We start from the raw sequence: 15,211 nt of genomic DNA, 5'->3' as shown, positions 1-15,211 counted from the left end.
CATGAGCGAGACGATCGACGAACGAGGCATCGAGCCGGCCGACAACAGGCGCAAGGTCTTCATCAAGACCTATGGCTGCCAGATGAACGTCTACGACAGCCAGCGCATGGGCGACGCACTGGCCAAGGACGGATACCGGCCGACCGACAGCGTCGAGGACGCCGACCTCGTGCTCCTCAACACCTGCCATATCCGCGAGCGCGCGGCCGAGAAGATCTATTCCGAACTGGGCCGGCTGCGCGTCCTGAAGGCGGAGCGCGCCGCGCTCGGCCAGGAGATGCGCATCGGCGTCACCGGCTGCGTGGCCCAGGCTGAAGGGCCGGAGATCATCGCCCGCGCGCCCGTGGTCGATCTCGTGGTCGGCCCGCAGACCTACCACCGGCTACCGGAGGTTCTGGCCCGCGTCGCCAAGGGCGAGCGCGTGATCGAGACCGACTATGCGGTGGAGGACAAGTTCGAGCATCTGCCGAACCCCTCGGCCAAGGAAATCCGCCAGCGGGGCGTCGCCGCCTTCGTCACCGTCCAGGAAGGCTGCGACAAGTTCTGCACCTTCTGCGTCGTGCCCTATACGCGCGGCGCGGAGGTTTCGCGCCCGCGCGCGGCGATCCTGGCCGAAGCGCGGCGGCTGGCCGAGGCGGGCGTGCGCGAGCTGACCCTGCTCGGGCAGAACGTCAACGCCTGGGGCCCGGAGGATGGCGGTCTCGCCTCGCTGCTGCGCGAGCTGGCCGAAATTCCCGGCATCGCTCGGCTGCGCTATACGACCTCGCATCCCCGCGACATGGACGAGGCCCTGATCGAGGCGCATCGCGACCTTCGCGCGCTCATGCCCTATCTGCATCTGCCCGTGCAGTCCGGCTCGGACCGCATTCTCAAGGCGATGAACCGGCGCCACAAGGCGGCCGACTATCTCAGCCTCCTCGACCGCATTCGCGCCGCGCGGCCCGACATCGCCCTGTCGGGCGATTTCATCGTCGGCTTCCCCGGCGAGAGCGACGCCGATTTCGAGGCGACGCTGGAGCTGGTGCGCGAGGTTCGCTACGCCGCCGCCTACACGTTCAAATATTCGCCGCGCCCCGGCACGCCGGGCGCGACGATGGACGGTCACGTGCCCGAAAGCGTCAAGACCGAGCGGCTCGACCGGCTCCAGGCGCTGATCCGCGAGCAGCAGGTGGCCTTCCAGGAAAGCTTCGTGGGGCGCGACACCGAGGTGCTGATCGAGAAGTCGGGGCGCCATCCCGGCCAGATGATCGGCCGCTCGCCCTTCCTTCTGCCGGTCGTGGTGCCCACGTCGGCAGGCGAGGTCGGCGACATCGTTTCGGTTCGCGTGTCCGCGAGCATGACCAATTCCCTCATGGCCGCCGGCGCCGAGCCGGTTGACGCTCCCGACCCCGCCCCCGTGGCGGCGGAGCCACCTTTAAGGAAGATCGCATGAAGGCAGCGCGCGGCATGTCACCGGTCTCCGGCGCGTCGGACATGGCCCATCTCGTACTGACCTTCGACGACAACCGGCTCGCCGGCGCCCTGTTCGGGCAGTTCGACGAGCATCTGGCCCTGATCGAGCAGAAGCTGCATGTCGACGCGCGGGCGCGCGGCAACAAGGTGGAGCTGAAGGGCGACCCGACCGCCAGCGAGCAGGCCCGGCGCGCGTTGGACTTCCTCTACGGCCGGCTGCAGGGCGGCGCCGAGATCGGCCCCTCCGACGTCGAGGGCGCCATCCGCATGGCGGTGGCGCAGGACGACCAGCTCGTGCTGCCGACGCTGGAGAAGAAGGGCCGCATCTCGCTCGCCCAGATTTCGACCCGCAAGAAGACCATTCACGCCCGCACCCCGACCCAGGACGCCTATATGCGCGCCATGGACCGGGCCGAGCTCGTGTTCGGTGTCGGCCCGGCCGGCACGGGCAAGACCTATCTCGCCGTCGCCCACGCCGCCCAGCTTTTGGAGCGCGGGCAGGTCGAGCGCATCATCCTGTCGCGCCCCGCTGTTGAAGCGGGCGAGCGGCTCGGCTTCCTGCCGGGCGACATGAAGGACAAGGTCGATCCCTATCTGCGCCCACTCTACGACGCGCTCTACGACATGATCCCGGCCGAGAAGGTGGAGCGGGCGCTTGCCGCCGGCGCCATCGAGATCGCGCCGCTCGCCTTCATGCGCGGCCGCACGCTGACCAACGCGGCGGTGATCCTCGACGAGGCGCAGAATACGACCTCGATGCAGATGAAGATGTTCCTGACGCGCCTTGGCGAAAACGCCCGCATGGTGGTGACGGGCGATCCGTCGCAGATCGACCTGCCGCCGGGCCAGACCTCAGGCCTGGTCGAGGCGTTGCGCATTCTCGACGGCGTGTCCAACATCGTCTCCGTGCGCTTCGAATCCAAGGACGTCGTGCGTCACCGCCTCGTCCAGTCGATCGTCGAGGCCTACGAGGGCGACGCCACGCAGAAGCGCAGCCAGGCGAACGGCCGGTCATGACGGACGGGCGACAACCCGGCGCGCCGCGCATTCTCCTATCAGAGGAGTGCGATCTCTGGCGCGCCATTCTGAAGGGCGATCCCGAGCCCCTGGTGCGCGAGGCCGTGAATGCAGTGGCGCGCGACCAGGGTTTTGCGGCCGATCTCGACACCGAAGTCTCCGTCACGCTGACCGATGACGCCGAGGTTCGCGAGGTCAATCGCGAGTGGCGCGGCAAGGACAAGCCGACCAACGTCCTGTCCTTTCCCATGAGCGACCTTGCGCCCGGCGACGCGCCGGGGCCGCTGCTCGGCGATCTCGTGCTCGCGGCCGAAACCTGCGAGCGCGAGGCGGCCGAGGAAGGCAAGAGCGCGGCGGACCATGTCCGTCATCTGCTTGTGCATGGAATGTTGCATCTTCTCGGCTTCGACCACGAGACGGACGAGGATGCCGAGGACATGGAGTCCGCCGAGATCCGCATCCTGGCCGGCCTCGGCATCCCCGATCCCTACGGCGACGCCGAGTTCGTCGCCGATCAACGCACCAACGAAAGACTGCCCTCATGAGCATGACCCAACATCAGGACGAGACGCCCTCGGGCGAGCGCCTGACGCCAGAGGCGCCGGACGGACGAAGTCGGCGGCGGCCGCGGGAGGACGAGCCCGGTTTCTTCGAGCAGCTCGTCACCTTCCTGAGGCCCCGCGTTCCGCCCTCGCTGCGCGAGGAACTGGTGGAAGCCCTGGTGGGCGGCGGCGGGGAGGCCACGGGCTTCTCGCCCGGCGAGCGCCTGATGCTCACCAACATTCTCAAGCTCCACGGCCTGCGCGTGGAGGACGTCATGGTGTCCCGCACCGAAATCGACGCCGTGACGATCACGGCGACGCTGGCCGAACTGATGGCCCGCTTCGAGGAAACCGGCCGCTCGCGCATGCCCGTTTACGGCGAAGGGCTCGACGATCCGCTCGGCATGGTCCACATCCGCGACATGATGGGCCACATCACGCGCGCCGCCCTGTGCTTCGGCCACGACAAGGCCATCGAAGGCGCGCCGGTGCGCTCGACGCTCGACCTCGCTCGCGTCGATCTCGACCAAACGATCTCCGAACTCGGCCTGCTTCGACAGGTGCTCTTCGTGCCGCCCTCCATGCACGCGGCCGAGCTGATGTCGCGCATGCAGGCGAGCCACATCCAGATGGCGCTGGTGATCGACGAATATGGCGGGACCGACGGTCTCGTCTCGCTGGAGGACATTCTCGAAATCGTCGTCGGCGACATCGAGGACGAGCACGACGACGAGGAGGTGCTCGTCACCCATGCGGGCGACGGGGTCTACTACGCCGACGCGCGCGCCGATCTGGAGGATATCAGCAAGATCGTCGGCGCCGATTTCGACGTCAGCCGCTTCGAGGAAGAGGCCGAGACGATCGGCGGTCTGGTGGTCCATGCGCATGGCGGCCTGCCGGAGGTCGGCGCCGTGATCGAGGCCGTGCCCGGCTTCGAGATCGAGGTGCTGGAAGCCGATCCGCGCCGCGTCAAGCGCCTGCGCATCGTGCGGTTCCCCGAAGGCGCGGCGCCCGAACTCGCGCAATAGGCGCGCCGCCCCGGCTCTGCGAAAGCTTGTCCTTCTAGACGAATGGATCGCGCGCCTTTATCGGCGCTGCGACCGGCCTTGCCGGCCCAGGGAGGGGAAGCGATTTGCAAACGGGACTTCAGCGTCTGGCGGGGCGCATCATCTTGAGCGATGGCTGGACGCGGGCGGCCATCGCCTGTCTCGCGGGGGCGTTTCTGGTCCTGGGGCTCGCGCCCTTCAACGTGCCGGCCGTCGGCTTCGTGTCCTTTCCCATCCTGGTCTGGCTGGTGGACGGCGCCAGCGGCGCGCCGGGCGCGGGGCTGCTGCGCCGCTCCTGGCCGGCTTTCCGCGTCGGCTGGCTCTTCGGCTTCGGCTACTTCGTCGCCGGCCTCTGGTGGCTGGGCGCGGCCATGCTGGTGGATGCGGCCGAGTTCTGGTGGGCGCTGCCGCTCGCGATCCTCGCCCTGCCGGCCGCGCTCGCCGTCTACTGGGGTCTGGCGACGGCGCTGGCGCGCCTCGTCTGGAGCGACGGACCGGCCCGGCTGGCCGCGCTGGCGGCCAGTCTCGCCCTGTTCGAATTTTTGCGCGGCGTGCTCTTCACGGGATTCACGTGGAACACGGTCGGCGCCATCGCCGCCCCGGTGCCGATGCTCATGGGTTCGGTCTCTTTGATCGGCCTCAACGGGCTGACCCTCGTCTCGCTCTTCGTCTTCTCGCTGCCGGCGCTCCTGGCCTATCCCACGCGCGGTCGGGGTCTTGCGGCCGCTCTCGGGGCGGTGCTCGTCGCCCTGCATGTCGGCTTCGGCGCTTGGCACCTATCCCAGGCGCCGACGGGTCACGTGCCGGGGGTCGCGCTGCGCCTCGTACAGCCCAACATCCTGCAGGGACAGAAATGGGACCCGGCCGAGGCCGAGCGCATCTTCGCGCGCCAGCTGGAGCTGACCGCCGGCCCGCGCCCGCCGGAGCCGATCCTGCAAGGCGCGGACGAGACCGCCCAGGCGCCGTCCGACGCGCCGGGCCGTCGCCTCGTGATCTGGCCCGAATCCGCCTTTCCCTTTATCCTCACCCAGCGCCCCGACGCGGTGGGAAGCCTGGCCGAGACGCTTGCGCCCGGCGATACGCTGATCGCCGGGGCGACGCGCATGGAAGGCGAGGGCGCCCGCGCGCGCTTCTTCAACTCGATCTACGTGATCGCCGAGGACGGCACGATCCTCGACGCGCAGGACAAGCTGCATCTCGTGCCCTTCGGCGAGTACCTGCCGTTCCAGGCGGTGCTGGAGCGCTGGGGCGTCAACCAGCTGACGCATCTGCCAGGCGGCTTCTCGGCCGGCGCTTCTCGCCGCTTGCTGCCGGCCGGGGCAGGGGGGCCGCGCTTCCTGCCGCTCGTCTGCTACGAGATCATCTTTCCCGGCGAGATCGAACGGGGCGGCGAGCGGCCCGACTTCATTCTCAACGTGACCAACGACGCGTGGTACGGGCAGACCCCCGGCCCTTATCAGCATCTGCGGCAGGCGCAGCTCACCGCCGTCGCCCTCGGCCTGCCGCTGGTGCGCGCGGCCAACACCGGAATCTCGATCGTGACTGATTCGGCGGGGCGCCCCGTGGCGGGTCTGGCGCTCGGCCAGGGCGGCGCGGTGGACGCCGTTTTGCCTCTGCCGGGCGCCCCGACGCTCTACGCGAAAATGGGGGAGAGCCTCTTTTTCGCGCTTTGGGCCATTGCTGCCTTTTTGGCAATCATGGGTGTGGTCCGATTTCGCCATACGGTTGATTGACGCCAAGCCGGACGGCCCCTAACCAATTCATCTGCAGGAATACCTCTATCATTGGTTCCGCATCGTTCGGTGGACTTGCGACGGCGCGGGCCGAGCCGAAGGCTCCGGTGGGGTAACGGGCAGAAGGCGGCAATGGCAGATGTGAAGAAGATACCCAATCCGGTCGACGTCCACGTGGGCGCGCGGCTGCGATTGCGGCGCACGAGCGTGGGCATGAGCCAGGAGAAGCTCGGCGAACATCTGGGCATCACGTTCCAGCAGATCCAGAAATACGAGAAGGGCACGAACCGGATCGGCGCCAGCCGGCTGCAGAACATCAGCGAGGTTCTCAGCGTCCCCGTCGCGTTCTTCTTCGACGGGCTCGACAATCCGCCCGCCACCGTCAACGGGATGCAGGAACCGCCGAAGGAGTTCGTCCATGACGGCTACAATTCGAGCGAGACGCTGCAGCTGACGCGCGCCTTCGCGCGCATCGCCGACCCCAAGGTTCGCCGCCGCGTTCTCGATCTCGTGCGCTCGCTCGGCTCGCTCGAGGACGAACCCGAAAACAGCTGAAACGGCACGTTTTACCTCGTTTCGCGGGGGTGTGAGGGCAGATTTCGCTTGCGCGAAGAGCCCTCATTTTCTAACCCCGGCGAGCCCGCGACCTCGCGCGGGTGAGGCGGCAGGTCGGGCTTTGCGCCGACCGCACGGGAGATCTCCACGCAGATGGCGCGCAGCGATTACCTCTTCACCTCGGAAAGCGTCTCCGAAGGACACCCCGACAAGGTTTGCGACCGCATCTCCGACGAGATCGTGGATCTTCTCTACAAGGAAGCGCGCAAGACCGGTATGGACCCGTCTCTCTTGCGCGTCGCCTGCGAAACGCTCGCCACCACCAACCGCATCGTCATCGCCGGCGAAGTGCGCTGCTCGGTGGAGCCCGGCCGCCTGAAGTCCAAGGTCCGCTCGGCGGCCCGCAAGGCCGTGAAGGCCATTGGATACGAGCAGGACGGCTTCCATTGGAAGACCGCCAAGATCGACGTCCTCCTGCACGAGCAGTCCGCCGACATCGCCCAAGGCGTGGACGTGGGCGCTGAGAAGAACACCGAGGGCGCGGGCGACCAGGGCATCATGTTCGGCTATGCCTGCCGCGAGACGGCCGACCTCATGCCGGCGCCGATCTTCTATGCCCAGAAGATTCTGGAGCGCCTCGCCACCGCCCGCAAGAATGGCGAAGGCGACGCCGGCAAGCTCGGCCCGGACGCCAAGACGCAGGTCACCGTGCGCTACAAGGACGGCAAGCCGGCCGAGATCGTCTCGATTGTCCTGTCGACCCAGCATCTCGACGAATCCCTAAACTCGAAGGACGTGCGCGCCATCGTCGAGCCCTTCGTGCGCGAGGCCGTGGCCGATCTGGCGATCGCCAAGGATTGCGTCTGGCACGTGAACCCGACCGGCAAGTTCGTGATCGGCGGCCCGGACGGCGACGCCGGCCTCACCGGCCGCAAGATCATCGTGGACACCTATGGCGGCGCGGCGCCGCACGGCGGCGGCGCCTTCTCGGGCAAGGACCCGACCAAGGTGGACCGCTCGGCCGCCTATGCCGCGCGCTATCTCGCCAAGAACGTGGTCGCCGCCAAGCTCGCCGACCGCTGCACCATCCAGCTCTCCTACGCGATCGGCGTCGCCGAGCCGCTGTCGGTCTATGTCGACCTGCACGGCACCGGCACGGTGGACGAAGCGGACGTGGAGAAGGTGCTGCGCGAGGTCATGGACCTGACGCCGCGCGGCATCCGCGAGCATCTCCAGCTCACCAAGCCGATCTACGCCAAGACCTCCGCCTACGGCCATTTCGGCCGCAAGCCCGGCCGCGACGGCTCCTTCTCCTGGGAGCGCACGGACCTCACGTCGAAGCTGAAGGCCGCCCTTGGCCGCTGAACGCCGCGTCAACGCCCCGAAGGCGAGAACCCGCGAGAACTTCTTCGGCCGTTCTCGCGGCAAGACCCTGCGTCCGCTCCAGGCCGATCTCCTGGCCGAGCGGATGCCGACGCTCGGCCTCGACCTTGCCCAGCCCGCGCCGGCGGACGTGACCGGGCTGTTCGAGGCGGAGGTCCCGGCCGTGCGTCTCGAAATCGGCTTCGGCGGCGGCGAGCATCTGCATCTGGAATCGGGCCGCCATCCCGGCACCGGCTTCATCGGCGTCGAGCCGTTCCGCAATTCCATGGCCAAGATGCTTGTGGCGCTGGAAGCCGAGCCGCGCGCGAACCTGCGCCTGTTCGACGACGACGCGACGATGCTGCTCGACTGGCTGCCGGACGCCTCGCTGGACGGGATCGACCTCTTCTATCCCGACCCCTGGCCGAAGCGGAAACATTGGAAACGCCGCTTCGTCAACGAGCGCACGCTGAAGCGCTTTGCCCGTGTCCTGAAGCCCGGCGCGCGCTTCCGCTTCGCGTCCGACATCGAGACCTATGTGGACTGGACGCTGCAGCACGTGCGGGGCCACGAAAGCTTCGAATGGCTGGCCGAAGGGCCGGCCGACTGGCACACGCCCTATGCCGGCTGGCCGGGCACGCGCTACGAGGCCAAGGCGCATCGCGAGGGGCGCAAGGGCGCCTATCTCACCTTCCGCCGCCTCTGACGGCGCGCGGGCAAGCCGCAAGGCTTGCCAGAGGGGGGCTCGAGGGGTATATGACAGGCAAATCCTCTGCGATACGGTCGTTGAGAGTGGGTCCACCCGGTCCCGCTCTTTTTTGTTAGGAAGATCGCGATCGTGGGGCATGGCGGGTGGAGGCCGGACGAAACCGGCGCCGCTCGGCAGGAATGAACCATCGGAGACTTCGTGACGGATCGCATCATCATCGAACAAGGCCTCGAAGCGCGCATTGCCGCGATCGTGGAACCCGCCATGGAACAGGTCGGCTACCGGCTCGTGCGCGTGCGCGTTTCGGCGATGAACGGCGCGACGCTGCAGATCATGGCCGAGCGCCCCGACGGCACGATGACGGTCGAGGATTGCGAGGCCGTGAGTCGGGCCGTCTCGCCCGTTCTCGACGTCGACGATCCGATGGACCGCGCCTATCACCTGGAAGTCTCCTCGCCCGGCATCGACCGGCCGCTGGTGCGCAAGACCGATTTCGAGACCTGGTCCGGCCAGCTTTTGAAGCTGGAGACGGGCCGCCTCGTCGCGAACCGCAAGCGGTTTCGCGGCCGCGTGACGAATGTGGACGCCGACGGCATCCGGCTGGAGCGCGACGGCGTGGCCGCCGACGATGGCGAGGCCGTGGTCGAGATTCCCTTCGACGCCATCGCCGAAGCGCGGCTGATCCTGACCGACGAGCTTCTGGCTGCCTCGCTCAAGGCCGATAAGGACGCGCGCAAGGCGCGCGGCCAGTCCGTGGACGACGAGGACGAGGGCGAAGACGCCTCCGCCGGCTGAGCCGGCACGACGATCGCGCCGGGTGATCCTTCGGGAGCAGCCCGGACTGGCACAAGCGCCCGCGCCCCGCGCGGGCATGAACCGCGAAGCCGAACGAGCCTTCTGAGCGCTTCTTCGGGCTTTCGACGAGGAGAGACACATGGCAGTCAGTGCGAACAGGCTCGAGCTTCTGCAGATCGCGGATGCCGTCGCGCGGGAAAAGTCGATCGATCGCGAGATCGTCATCGCCGCCATGGCCGACGCCATCCAGAAGGCGGCGCGTTCGCGTTACGGCCAGGAAACCAATATCCGCGTCGACATCAACACCAAGACCGGCGAGATGAAGCTGCAGCGGCTCCTCGAAGTGGTCGAGGATGTCGAGGACCCCAACACGCAGATTTATCTCGAGCTCGCCCGCGACAAGAATCCCGACGCCGAGCCGGGCGACTTCATCGCCGAGCAGCTGCCGCCGATGGAGTTCGGCCGCATCGCCGCCCAGTCGGCCAAGCAGGTCATCGTGCAGAAGGTGCGCGAGGCCGAGCGCGACAAGCAGTACGAGGAGTTCATCGGCCGCGTCGGCGAGATCATCAACGGCACGGTGAAGCGCGTCGAATACGGCAACGTCATCGTCGATCTCGGCAAGGGCGAGGGCATCATCCGCCGCGACGAGCAGATCCCGCGCGAGCTGTTCCGCTATGGCGACCGCGTGCGCGCTTTCGTCTACGACGTACGCCGCGAGCCGCGCGGGCCGCAGATCTTCCTGTCGCGCACCCATCCGCAGTTCATGGCCAAGCTCTTCACCATGGAAGTGCCGGAGATCTACGACGGCGTGATCGAGATCAAGGCGGTCGCCCGCGACCCCGGCTCGCGCGCCAAAATCGCCGTCATCTCGCGCGATTCTTCGGTGGACCCGGTCGGCGCCTGCGTCGGCATGCGCGGCTCGCGCGTGCAGGCCGTGGTGGCCGAGCTGCAGGGCGAGAAGATCGACATCATTCCCTGGTCGCCGGAAGCCGCATCCTTCCTGGTCAACGCCCTTCAGCCGGCCAAGGTCGCGAAAGTGGTGCTGGACGAGGACGCCGAGCGTATTGAAGTCGTGGTTCCCGATGACCAATTGTCTCTTGCGATCGGCCGCCGCGGACAGAACGTCCGCCTCGCCTCGCAGCTGACGGGCTGGGATATCGACATCCTCACCGAGCAGGAAGAATCCGAGCGTCGCCAGAAGGAATTCGCCGAGCGTTCGGCCCTGTTCATGGAAGCACTGGACGTCGACGAGATGGTCGGCCAGCTCCTCGCCTCCGAAGGCTTCGCGACGGTCGAGGAAGTGGCCTATGTCGATCTCGGCGACGTCGCCTCGATCGAGGGCTTCGACGAGGACACGGCCGCCGAGATCCAGAACCGCGCCAAGGACTATCTCGACCGCCGCGAGGCGGAACTGGACGAGAAGCGCAAGGCGCTGGGCGTCGCAGACGAGCTTCGCGAGATCGAGGGTCTGACGACCCAGATGCTGGTCGCGCTCGGCGAGGACGGCGTGAAGACGGTCGAGGACTTCGCGGGCTGTGCGGCGGACGATCTGGTCGGCTGGAGCGAGCGCAAGGACGGCGAGACCAAGCGCTTCACCGGCGCGCTGTCCGCCTTCGAGTTGAGCCGCACGGACGCCGAGGCCATGATCATGCAGGCCCGCGTCAAGGCGGGCTGGGTCGAGGAAGCGCCCGACGAGGTCGAAGAGGACCTCGAAGGCGCCGAGGATGAAACCACGGTCTGAGGCAAGAGGTTAGGCAAGGCGTGACGACGAGCGAGATGTTGGATGACGGACTGGAGGAGGCGGTGATGAACGGGCGCATGTGCATCGTGTCGCGCCGCTCGCTCGAGGCCGATCTCCTCGTGCGCTTCGTCGCCGCGCCGGACGGCCGCCTCGTGCCTGACCTCAAGCGCCGCCTGCCGGGGCGGGGCGCCCATGTCGAGGCCCGCCGCGAGGTGGTGGAGCTTGCCGTCAAGCGTCGCATCTTCTCGCGCGCGCTGAAGCAGGACGTGTCGGGCCTGGAAACGCTGGCCGACGATCTCGACGCGCTTTTGGTGCGCTCGGCGCTCGGCTCGCTCGGGCTCGCCCGCAAGGCGGGGCAGGTCGTCACCGGCTCGGCCAAGGTCGACGCGGCGCTGCGCACCGGCAAGGCGGCGGCGAGCCTCCATGCCAGCGACGCGGCGCCCGACGGCGTGCGCAAGCTCGACGGCGCCCGCCATGCCGGCGAGGTTTCGGGGCGAGCGCGGCCGACGCCGATGTTTCGTCTGCTCGGAGCCGACGAAATGAGTTTGGCCCTTGGCGGGGAAAACGTGGTACACGCAGCCATCTTGCCCGGCAGCGCCGGGATGGCCCTCGTCAAACGTCTCGAAGCGCTCAGCGCTTATCGGGGCGAGAAGGCCGGTCGGGACGGCGAAAGCCCGCCCGACTCATGAGACCGTATCGATGTTCAACAACAAAGCTTGGTTGCGAAATGCTCTAGGCACGGATAATGGGCGCGAGGATCAGATCCCGCGCAGGAAGCGGAAGCATATATGAGCGACACGAAATCTGGCGACGACAAGACGCTGAGCGTCACCCCGAAGAAGACCCTGACCCTGAAGACGGGGGGCGCAGCCGCGCCTTCGACCGTCCGGCAGAGCTTCTCTCACGGGCGGACGAACAATGTCGTCGTCGAGACCAAGAAGCGGAAGTTCTCCAAGCCCGAGGACGCGAAGGCCGCCGCGCCCGCAGCGCAGGCCGCAGCCCCCAGCGCCCCGGCCGCGCCGCGCCCGGCTCTGACGCCCGCCCAGCAGGCAGCGCTCGCTCGCGCCGCCGAGAACCCGCAGGCGCCGGTGCCGCCCGATCGCCCGGTCGCCGCGCCCGCTGCTCCGGCTGCTGAGGCCGCGCCTGTTGCCGCTCCCACCGTTGCCGCCGAAGCTCCCGCGCAGGCGCCCGCCGCCGAGACCGTCAGCGCTCCGGCCGCGCCCGTGAGCGCGCCGGCCGTGGCCGAGACGCCGGCTCCCGCCCCCGTTTCCGAACCGGTGGCCGCTGCCGCCGTTCCGGCACCTGTCGACGCGCCTGCCGCGCCGACCCCCGTTTCCGTGACCGAACCCCCGAGAGCCGACACCCTGAAGCCCGCCGCCCCCGAATCCATCAAGCCCGTCCAGGCTCCCGCCGCCACGACGGCCGCACCGACCGCCGCTGCCGCCGCGCGTCCCGCCACGGGCGCTCCGCAGCGCCCCGGCGCCCCGGCCGGCCGCACCGACGGCCATCGTCCGGGCGGCGCGCCCGGCGCGGCCCGCCCCGGCGCCCCAGCGGGCGCTCGCCCCGGCTCGGCCGGCGGTACCTACAACAACGGCGTTCGCTCCGGCGGCCCCGCCGGGGCCAACAATGGTCGCCCCGGCCAGCCGAACCGTCCGGGCCAGCCCCAGACGGGCGCCCGAGGCCCGGCGCAGAACGCTGCGCCGGGCGCGCGCCAGCCGCGCGGCGCGGTCCTGTCGGACCTGTCGTCCAAGGAAATGGACGCGCGTCGCCGCGCGCTTGAGCTGGCCAAGCAGCGCGAGGTCGAAGACCGCCGCCTGTTCCAGCTCGAAGAAGCGCGCCGCATCGCGGAAGATGACCGTCGCCGCGCCGAGCGCGAGGAATCCGAGCGCCGTCAGGCCGAGGAAGCCGCGCGTCTCGAGATGGAGGCCGCCGCCCGCAAGAAGGCCGAGGAGGACGCCGCGCGCCGCGCAGCCGCCCGTCCGCAGACCACGGGTCGCGCCAAGCCGGCCGAGGTCATTCCCGGCCCGCCGCCGGTGGACGACGGTCTGGGCCTGCGCCCGGCCGGCCGCACCGACCTGACCAAGAAGACCCGTGCGGACGACGAGGACGATCGTCGCGGCCCCGCCGGCGCCCGTCGTGGCCCTCCGGGCCGCGCCGTGGTCGTCGAGACGCCCAAGCCGACCCGCTCGCGCACCGACGACCGTCGCGGCGCAGGCCGCGTCAATGTCGAGCGCGCCCTGTCGGACGACGACGCGCGTGGTCGCTCGCTCTCCTCGATGCGTCGCCGTCAGGAGAAGTTCAAGCGTTCGCAGCAGAACCAGGCCCGTGAGAAGATTTCCCGCGAAGTGATCATCCCCGAGACCATCACCATCCAGGAACTCGCCAACCGCATGTCCGAGCGGGCGGTGGACGTCATCAAGTATCTGATGGCGCAGGGGCAGATGATGAAGCCCGGCGACGTGATCGACGCGGATCTCGCCGAGATCATCGCGACCGAATTCGGCCACACGCCCCGCCGCGTGGCGGAGTCGGACGTCGAAACCGGCATCTTCAACGTCGCCAGCGACCCCGAGAAGCTGGTGTCGCGTCCCCCGGTCGTCACGATCATGGGCCATGTCGATCACGGCAAGACCTCGCTGCTCGACGCGATCCGCAAGACCAGCGTCGTGTCCGGCGAGGCCGGCGGCATCACGCAGCATATCGGCGCCTATCAGGTCGAGCAGGACGGTCACCTGATCTCCTTCATCGACACGCCGGGCCACGAGGCCTTCACGGCCATGCGTGCTCGCGGCGCCCAGGCGACCGACATCGCCATCCTCGTGGTGGCGGCGGACGACAGCGTCATGCCGCAGACGATCGAGTCGATCAGCCATGCCAAGGCGGCCGGCGTCCCGATCATCGTGGCGATCAACAAGATCGACAAGCCGGGCGCCGACCCGCAGAAGGTGCGCACGAACCTCCTCCAGCATGAGGTGTTCGTGGAATCCATGGGCGGTGAAGTGCTCGACGTCGAGGTCTCGGCCAAGGCCGGCACCAATCTCGACAAGCTGCTCGAGGCCATCATCCTTCAGGCCGAAATTCTCGACCTCAAGGCCGATCCCGAGCGCACCGCCGAAGGCGTCGTCATCGAGGCGCAGCTCGACCGCGGCCGCGGCCCGGTCGCGACCGCCCTCGTGCAAGCCGGAACGCTGCGCCAGGGCGACATCGTGGTGGCCGGCGACCAGTGGGGCCGCGTGCGCGCCCTGGTGGACGACAAGGGCCGTCAGCTGAAGTCGGCCGGTCCCTCCACCCCGGTGGAAATCCTCGGCATGCAGGGCACGCCCGGCGCCGGCGATCGCTTCGCCGTGGTGAAGGACGAGGCTCAGGCCCGCGAGATCACCGAGTATCGCCAGCGTCTGACCCGCGAGAAGGCGGTGGCTAAGTCCGCCGGCCAGCGCGGCTCGCTCGAGCAGATGATGATGACGCTGCAGGACACGGGGCTGAAGACCTTCCCGCTGCTCATCAAGGGCGACGTGCAGGGTTCGGTCGAGGCCATCAACGTGGCCCTCGAAAAGCTCGGCACGGACGAGGTACAGGCCCGCATCGTGCATTCGGGCGCCGGTGCCATCACCGAGTCCGACGTGCAGCTGGCCGCGACCTCCAAGGCCGCGATCATCGGCTTCAACGTCCGCGCCAACGCCCAGGCCCGTCAGGCGGCCGAGCGCGAAGGCATCGAGATCCGCTACTACAACATCATCTACGATCTGGTGGATGACGTGAAGCAGGCGATGTCGGGTCTTCTCTCGCCCGAACGTCGCGAGACGTTCCTCGGCAATGCCGAGATCCTGGAGGTGTTCCACATCACCAAGGTCGGCAAGGTCGCGGGCTGCCGCGTCACCGAAGGCAAGGTCGAACGTGGTGCGGGCGTCCGCCTCATCCGCGACGGCGTGGTCATCCACGAGGGCACGCTCAAGACGCTCAAGCGCTTCAAGGACGAAGTGTCCGAAGTGCCGGGCGGCCAGGAGTGCGGCATGGCCTTCCAGAACTACGACGATATTCGCCAGGGCGATATCATCGAGAACTTCCGCGTCGAGCACATCGCCCGCACGCTGTAACACCCAAGGCGGGCCGGCTGACCGGCCCGCGCCCCACGAGGTCTGGTTCAGATACTCCTGGGGGCGGAAGCGTCGAATGCCGAACACTGGCCTCGAAAAGGCCATGTCGGCACGCACGATGGGGCGACCGGCTCGGGCCGGGCCTCCCGTCCGAGAGTGGACTTG

At 68.5% G+C, this 15,211-nt stretch carries 11 protein-coding genes and 2 pseudogenes; all 13 read left to right on the top strand.

The window, feature by feature from the left end; all coding sequences use genetic code 11:
• Position 1: 1 nt before the first annotated feature.
• Positions 2-1,432: a tRNA (N6-isopentenyl adenosine(37)-C2)-methylthiotransferase MiaB gene (miaB, locus tag M673_RS01030; RefSeq protein ID WP_061972927.1), complete on the top strand. Its 1,431-nt coding sequence runs from the start codon at positions 2-4 to the stop codon at positions 1,430-1,432.
• Positions 1,429-2,469: a PhoH family protein gene (locus M673_RS01025; protein ID WP_061972925.1), complete on the top strand. Its 1,041-nt coding sequence runs from the start codon at positions 1,429-1,431 to the stop codon at positions 2,467-2,469. Before miaB ends, M673_RS01025 begins: the two co-directional genes overlap by 4 nt.
• A complete protein-coding gene (gene ybeY / locus M673_RS01020; RefSeq protein WP_082639103.1) occupies positions 2,466-3,014 on the top strand; it encodes an rRNA maturation RNase YbeY in 549 nt (182 codons plus the stop codon). The genes M673_RS01025 and ybeY overlap by 4 nt, the downstream gene beginning before the upstream one ends.
• The gene (locus M673_RS01015) at positions 3,011-4,039 is read left to right on the top strand and encodes a hemolysin family protein (RefSeq protein ID WP_061972923.1); all 1,029 of its coding nucleotides are present in this window, start codon (positions 3,011-3,013) and stop codon (positions 4,037-4,039) included. The genes ybeY and M673_RS01015 overlap by 4 nt, the downstream gene beginning before the upstream one ends.
• A 104-nt stretch (positions 4,040-4,143) precedes the next feature.
• The gene (gene lnt / locus M673_RS01010) at positions 4,144-5,790 is read left to right on the top strand and encodes an apolipoprotein N-acyltransferase (protein ID WP_061972922.1); all 1,647 of its coding nucleotides are present in this window, start codon (positions 4,144-4,146) and stop codon (positions 5,788-5,790) included.
• A 132-nt stretch (positions 5,791-5,922) separates the two neighbouring features.
• Entirely contained in the window at positions 5,923-6,345 is a 423-nt protein-coding gene (locus M673_RS01005; protein WP_061972920.1) for a helix-turn-helix domain-containing protein, read from the top strand.
• Between the two features lie 153 nt (positions 6,346-6,498).
• On the top strand, positions 6,499-7,710 hold the full coding sequence (metK, locus tag M673_RS01000) for a methionine adenosyltransferase (RefSeq protein WP_061972918.1): 1,212 nt from the start codon (positions 6,499-6,501) through the stop codon (positions 7,708-7,710).
• Positions 7,700-8,413, top strand: a complete 714-nt coding sequence (gene trmB / locus M673_RS00995) for a tRNA (guanine(46)-N(7))-methyltransferase TrmB (protein WP_061972917.1) — start codon at positions 7,700-7,702, stop codon at positions 8,411-8,413. The genes metK and trmB overlap by 11 nt, the downstream gene beginning before the upstream one ends.
• Positions 8,414-8,614: 201 nt before the next feature.
• On the top strand, positions 8,615-9,211 hold the full coding sequence (gene rimP / locus M673_RS00990) for a ribosome maturation factor RimP (RefSeq protein ID WP_082639102.1): 597 nt from the start codon (positions 8,615-8,617) through the stop codon (positions 9,209-9,211).
• A gap of 139 nt (positions 9,212-9,350) precedes the next feature.
• Positions 9,351-10,952 (top strand): transcription termination factor NusA, encoded by a 1,602-nt coding sequence (nusA, locus tag M673_RS00985; protein WP_061972914.1) that lies wholly within the window; start codon positions 9,351-9,353, stop codon positions 10,950-10,952.
• A gap of 50 nt (positions 10,953-11,002) precedes the next feature.
• Positions 11,003-11,641: an RNA-binding protein gene (locus M673_RS00980; RefSeq protein WP_061977509.1), complete on the top strand. Its 639-nt coding sequence runs from the start codon at positions 11,003-11,005 to the stop codon at positions 11,639-11,641.
• 99 nt (positions 11,642-11,740) lie between these two features.
• Positions 11,741-11,887, top strand: a pseudogene (locus M673_RS25180) (translation initiation factor IF-2 associated domain-containing protein); the annotation flags it as partial.
• Positions 11,888-12,340: 453 nt separating this feature from the next.
• Positions 12,341-15,046 (top strand): annotated as a pseudogene (infB, locus tag M673_RS00975) (translation initiation factor IF-2).
• Positions 15,047-15,211 lie beyond the last annotated feature (165 nt).

The sequence above is a fragment of the Aureimonas sp. AU20 genome (assembly GCF_001442755.1).
In the GTDB taxonomy this organism is placed as follows: Bacteria; Pseudomonadota; Alphaproteobacteria; order Rhizobiales; family Rhizobiaceae; genus Aureimonas.
This window is presented reverse-complemented; position numbering and strand designations above follow the sequence as displayed.

Coding starts and splice junctions, on each gene's coding strand:
- metK (WP_061972918.1), top strand. CDS start 6,499: ATGGCGCGCAGCGATTACCTCTTCACCTCGGAAAGCGTCTCCGAAGGA.
- M673_RS01015 (WP_061972923.1), top strand. CDS start 3,011: ATGAGCATGACCCAACATCAGGACGAGACGCCCTCGGGCGAGCGCCTG.
- M673_RS01005 (WP_061972920.1), top strand. CDS start 5,923: ATGGCAGATGTGAAGAAGATACCCAATCCGGTCGACGTCCACGTGGGC.
- ybeY (WP_082639103.1), top strand. CDS start 2,466: ATGACGGACGGGCGACAACCCGGCGCGCCGCGCATTCTCCTATCAGAG.
- miaB (WP_061972927.1), top strand. CDS start 2: ATGAGCGAGACGATCGACGAACGAGGCATCGAGCCGGCCGACAACAGG.
- nusA (WP_061972914.1), top strand. CDS start 9,351: ATGGCAGTCAGTGCGAACAGGCTCGAGCTTCTGCAGATCGCGGATGCC.
- M673_RS01025 (WP_061972925.1), top strand. CDS start 1,429: ATGAAGGCAGCGCGCGGCATGTCACCGGTCTCCGGCGCGTCGGACATG.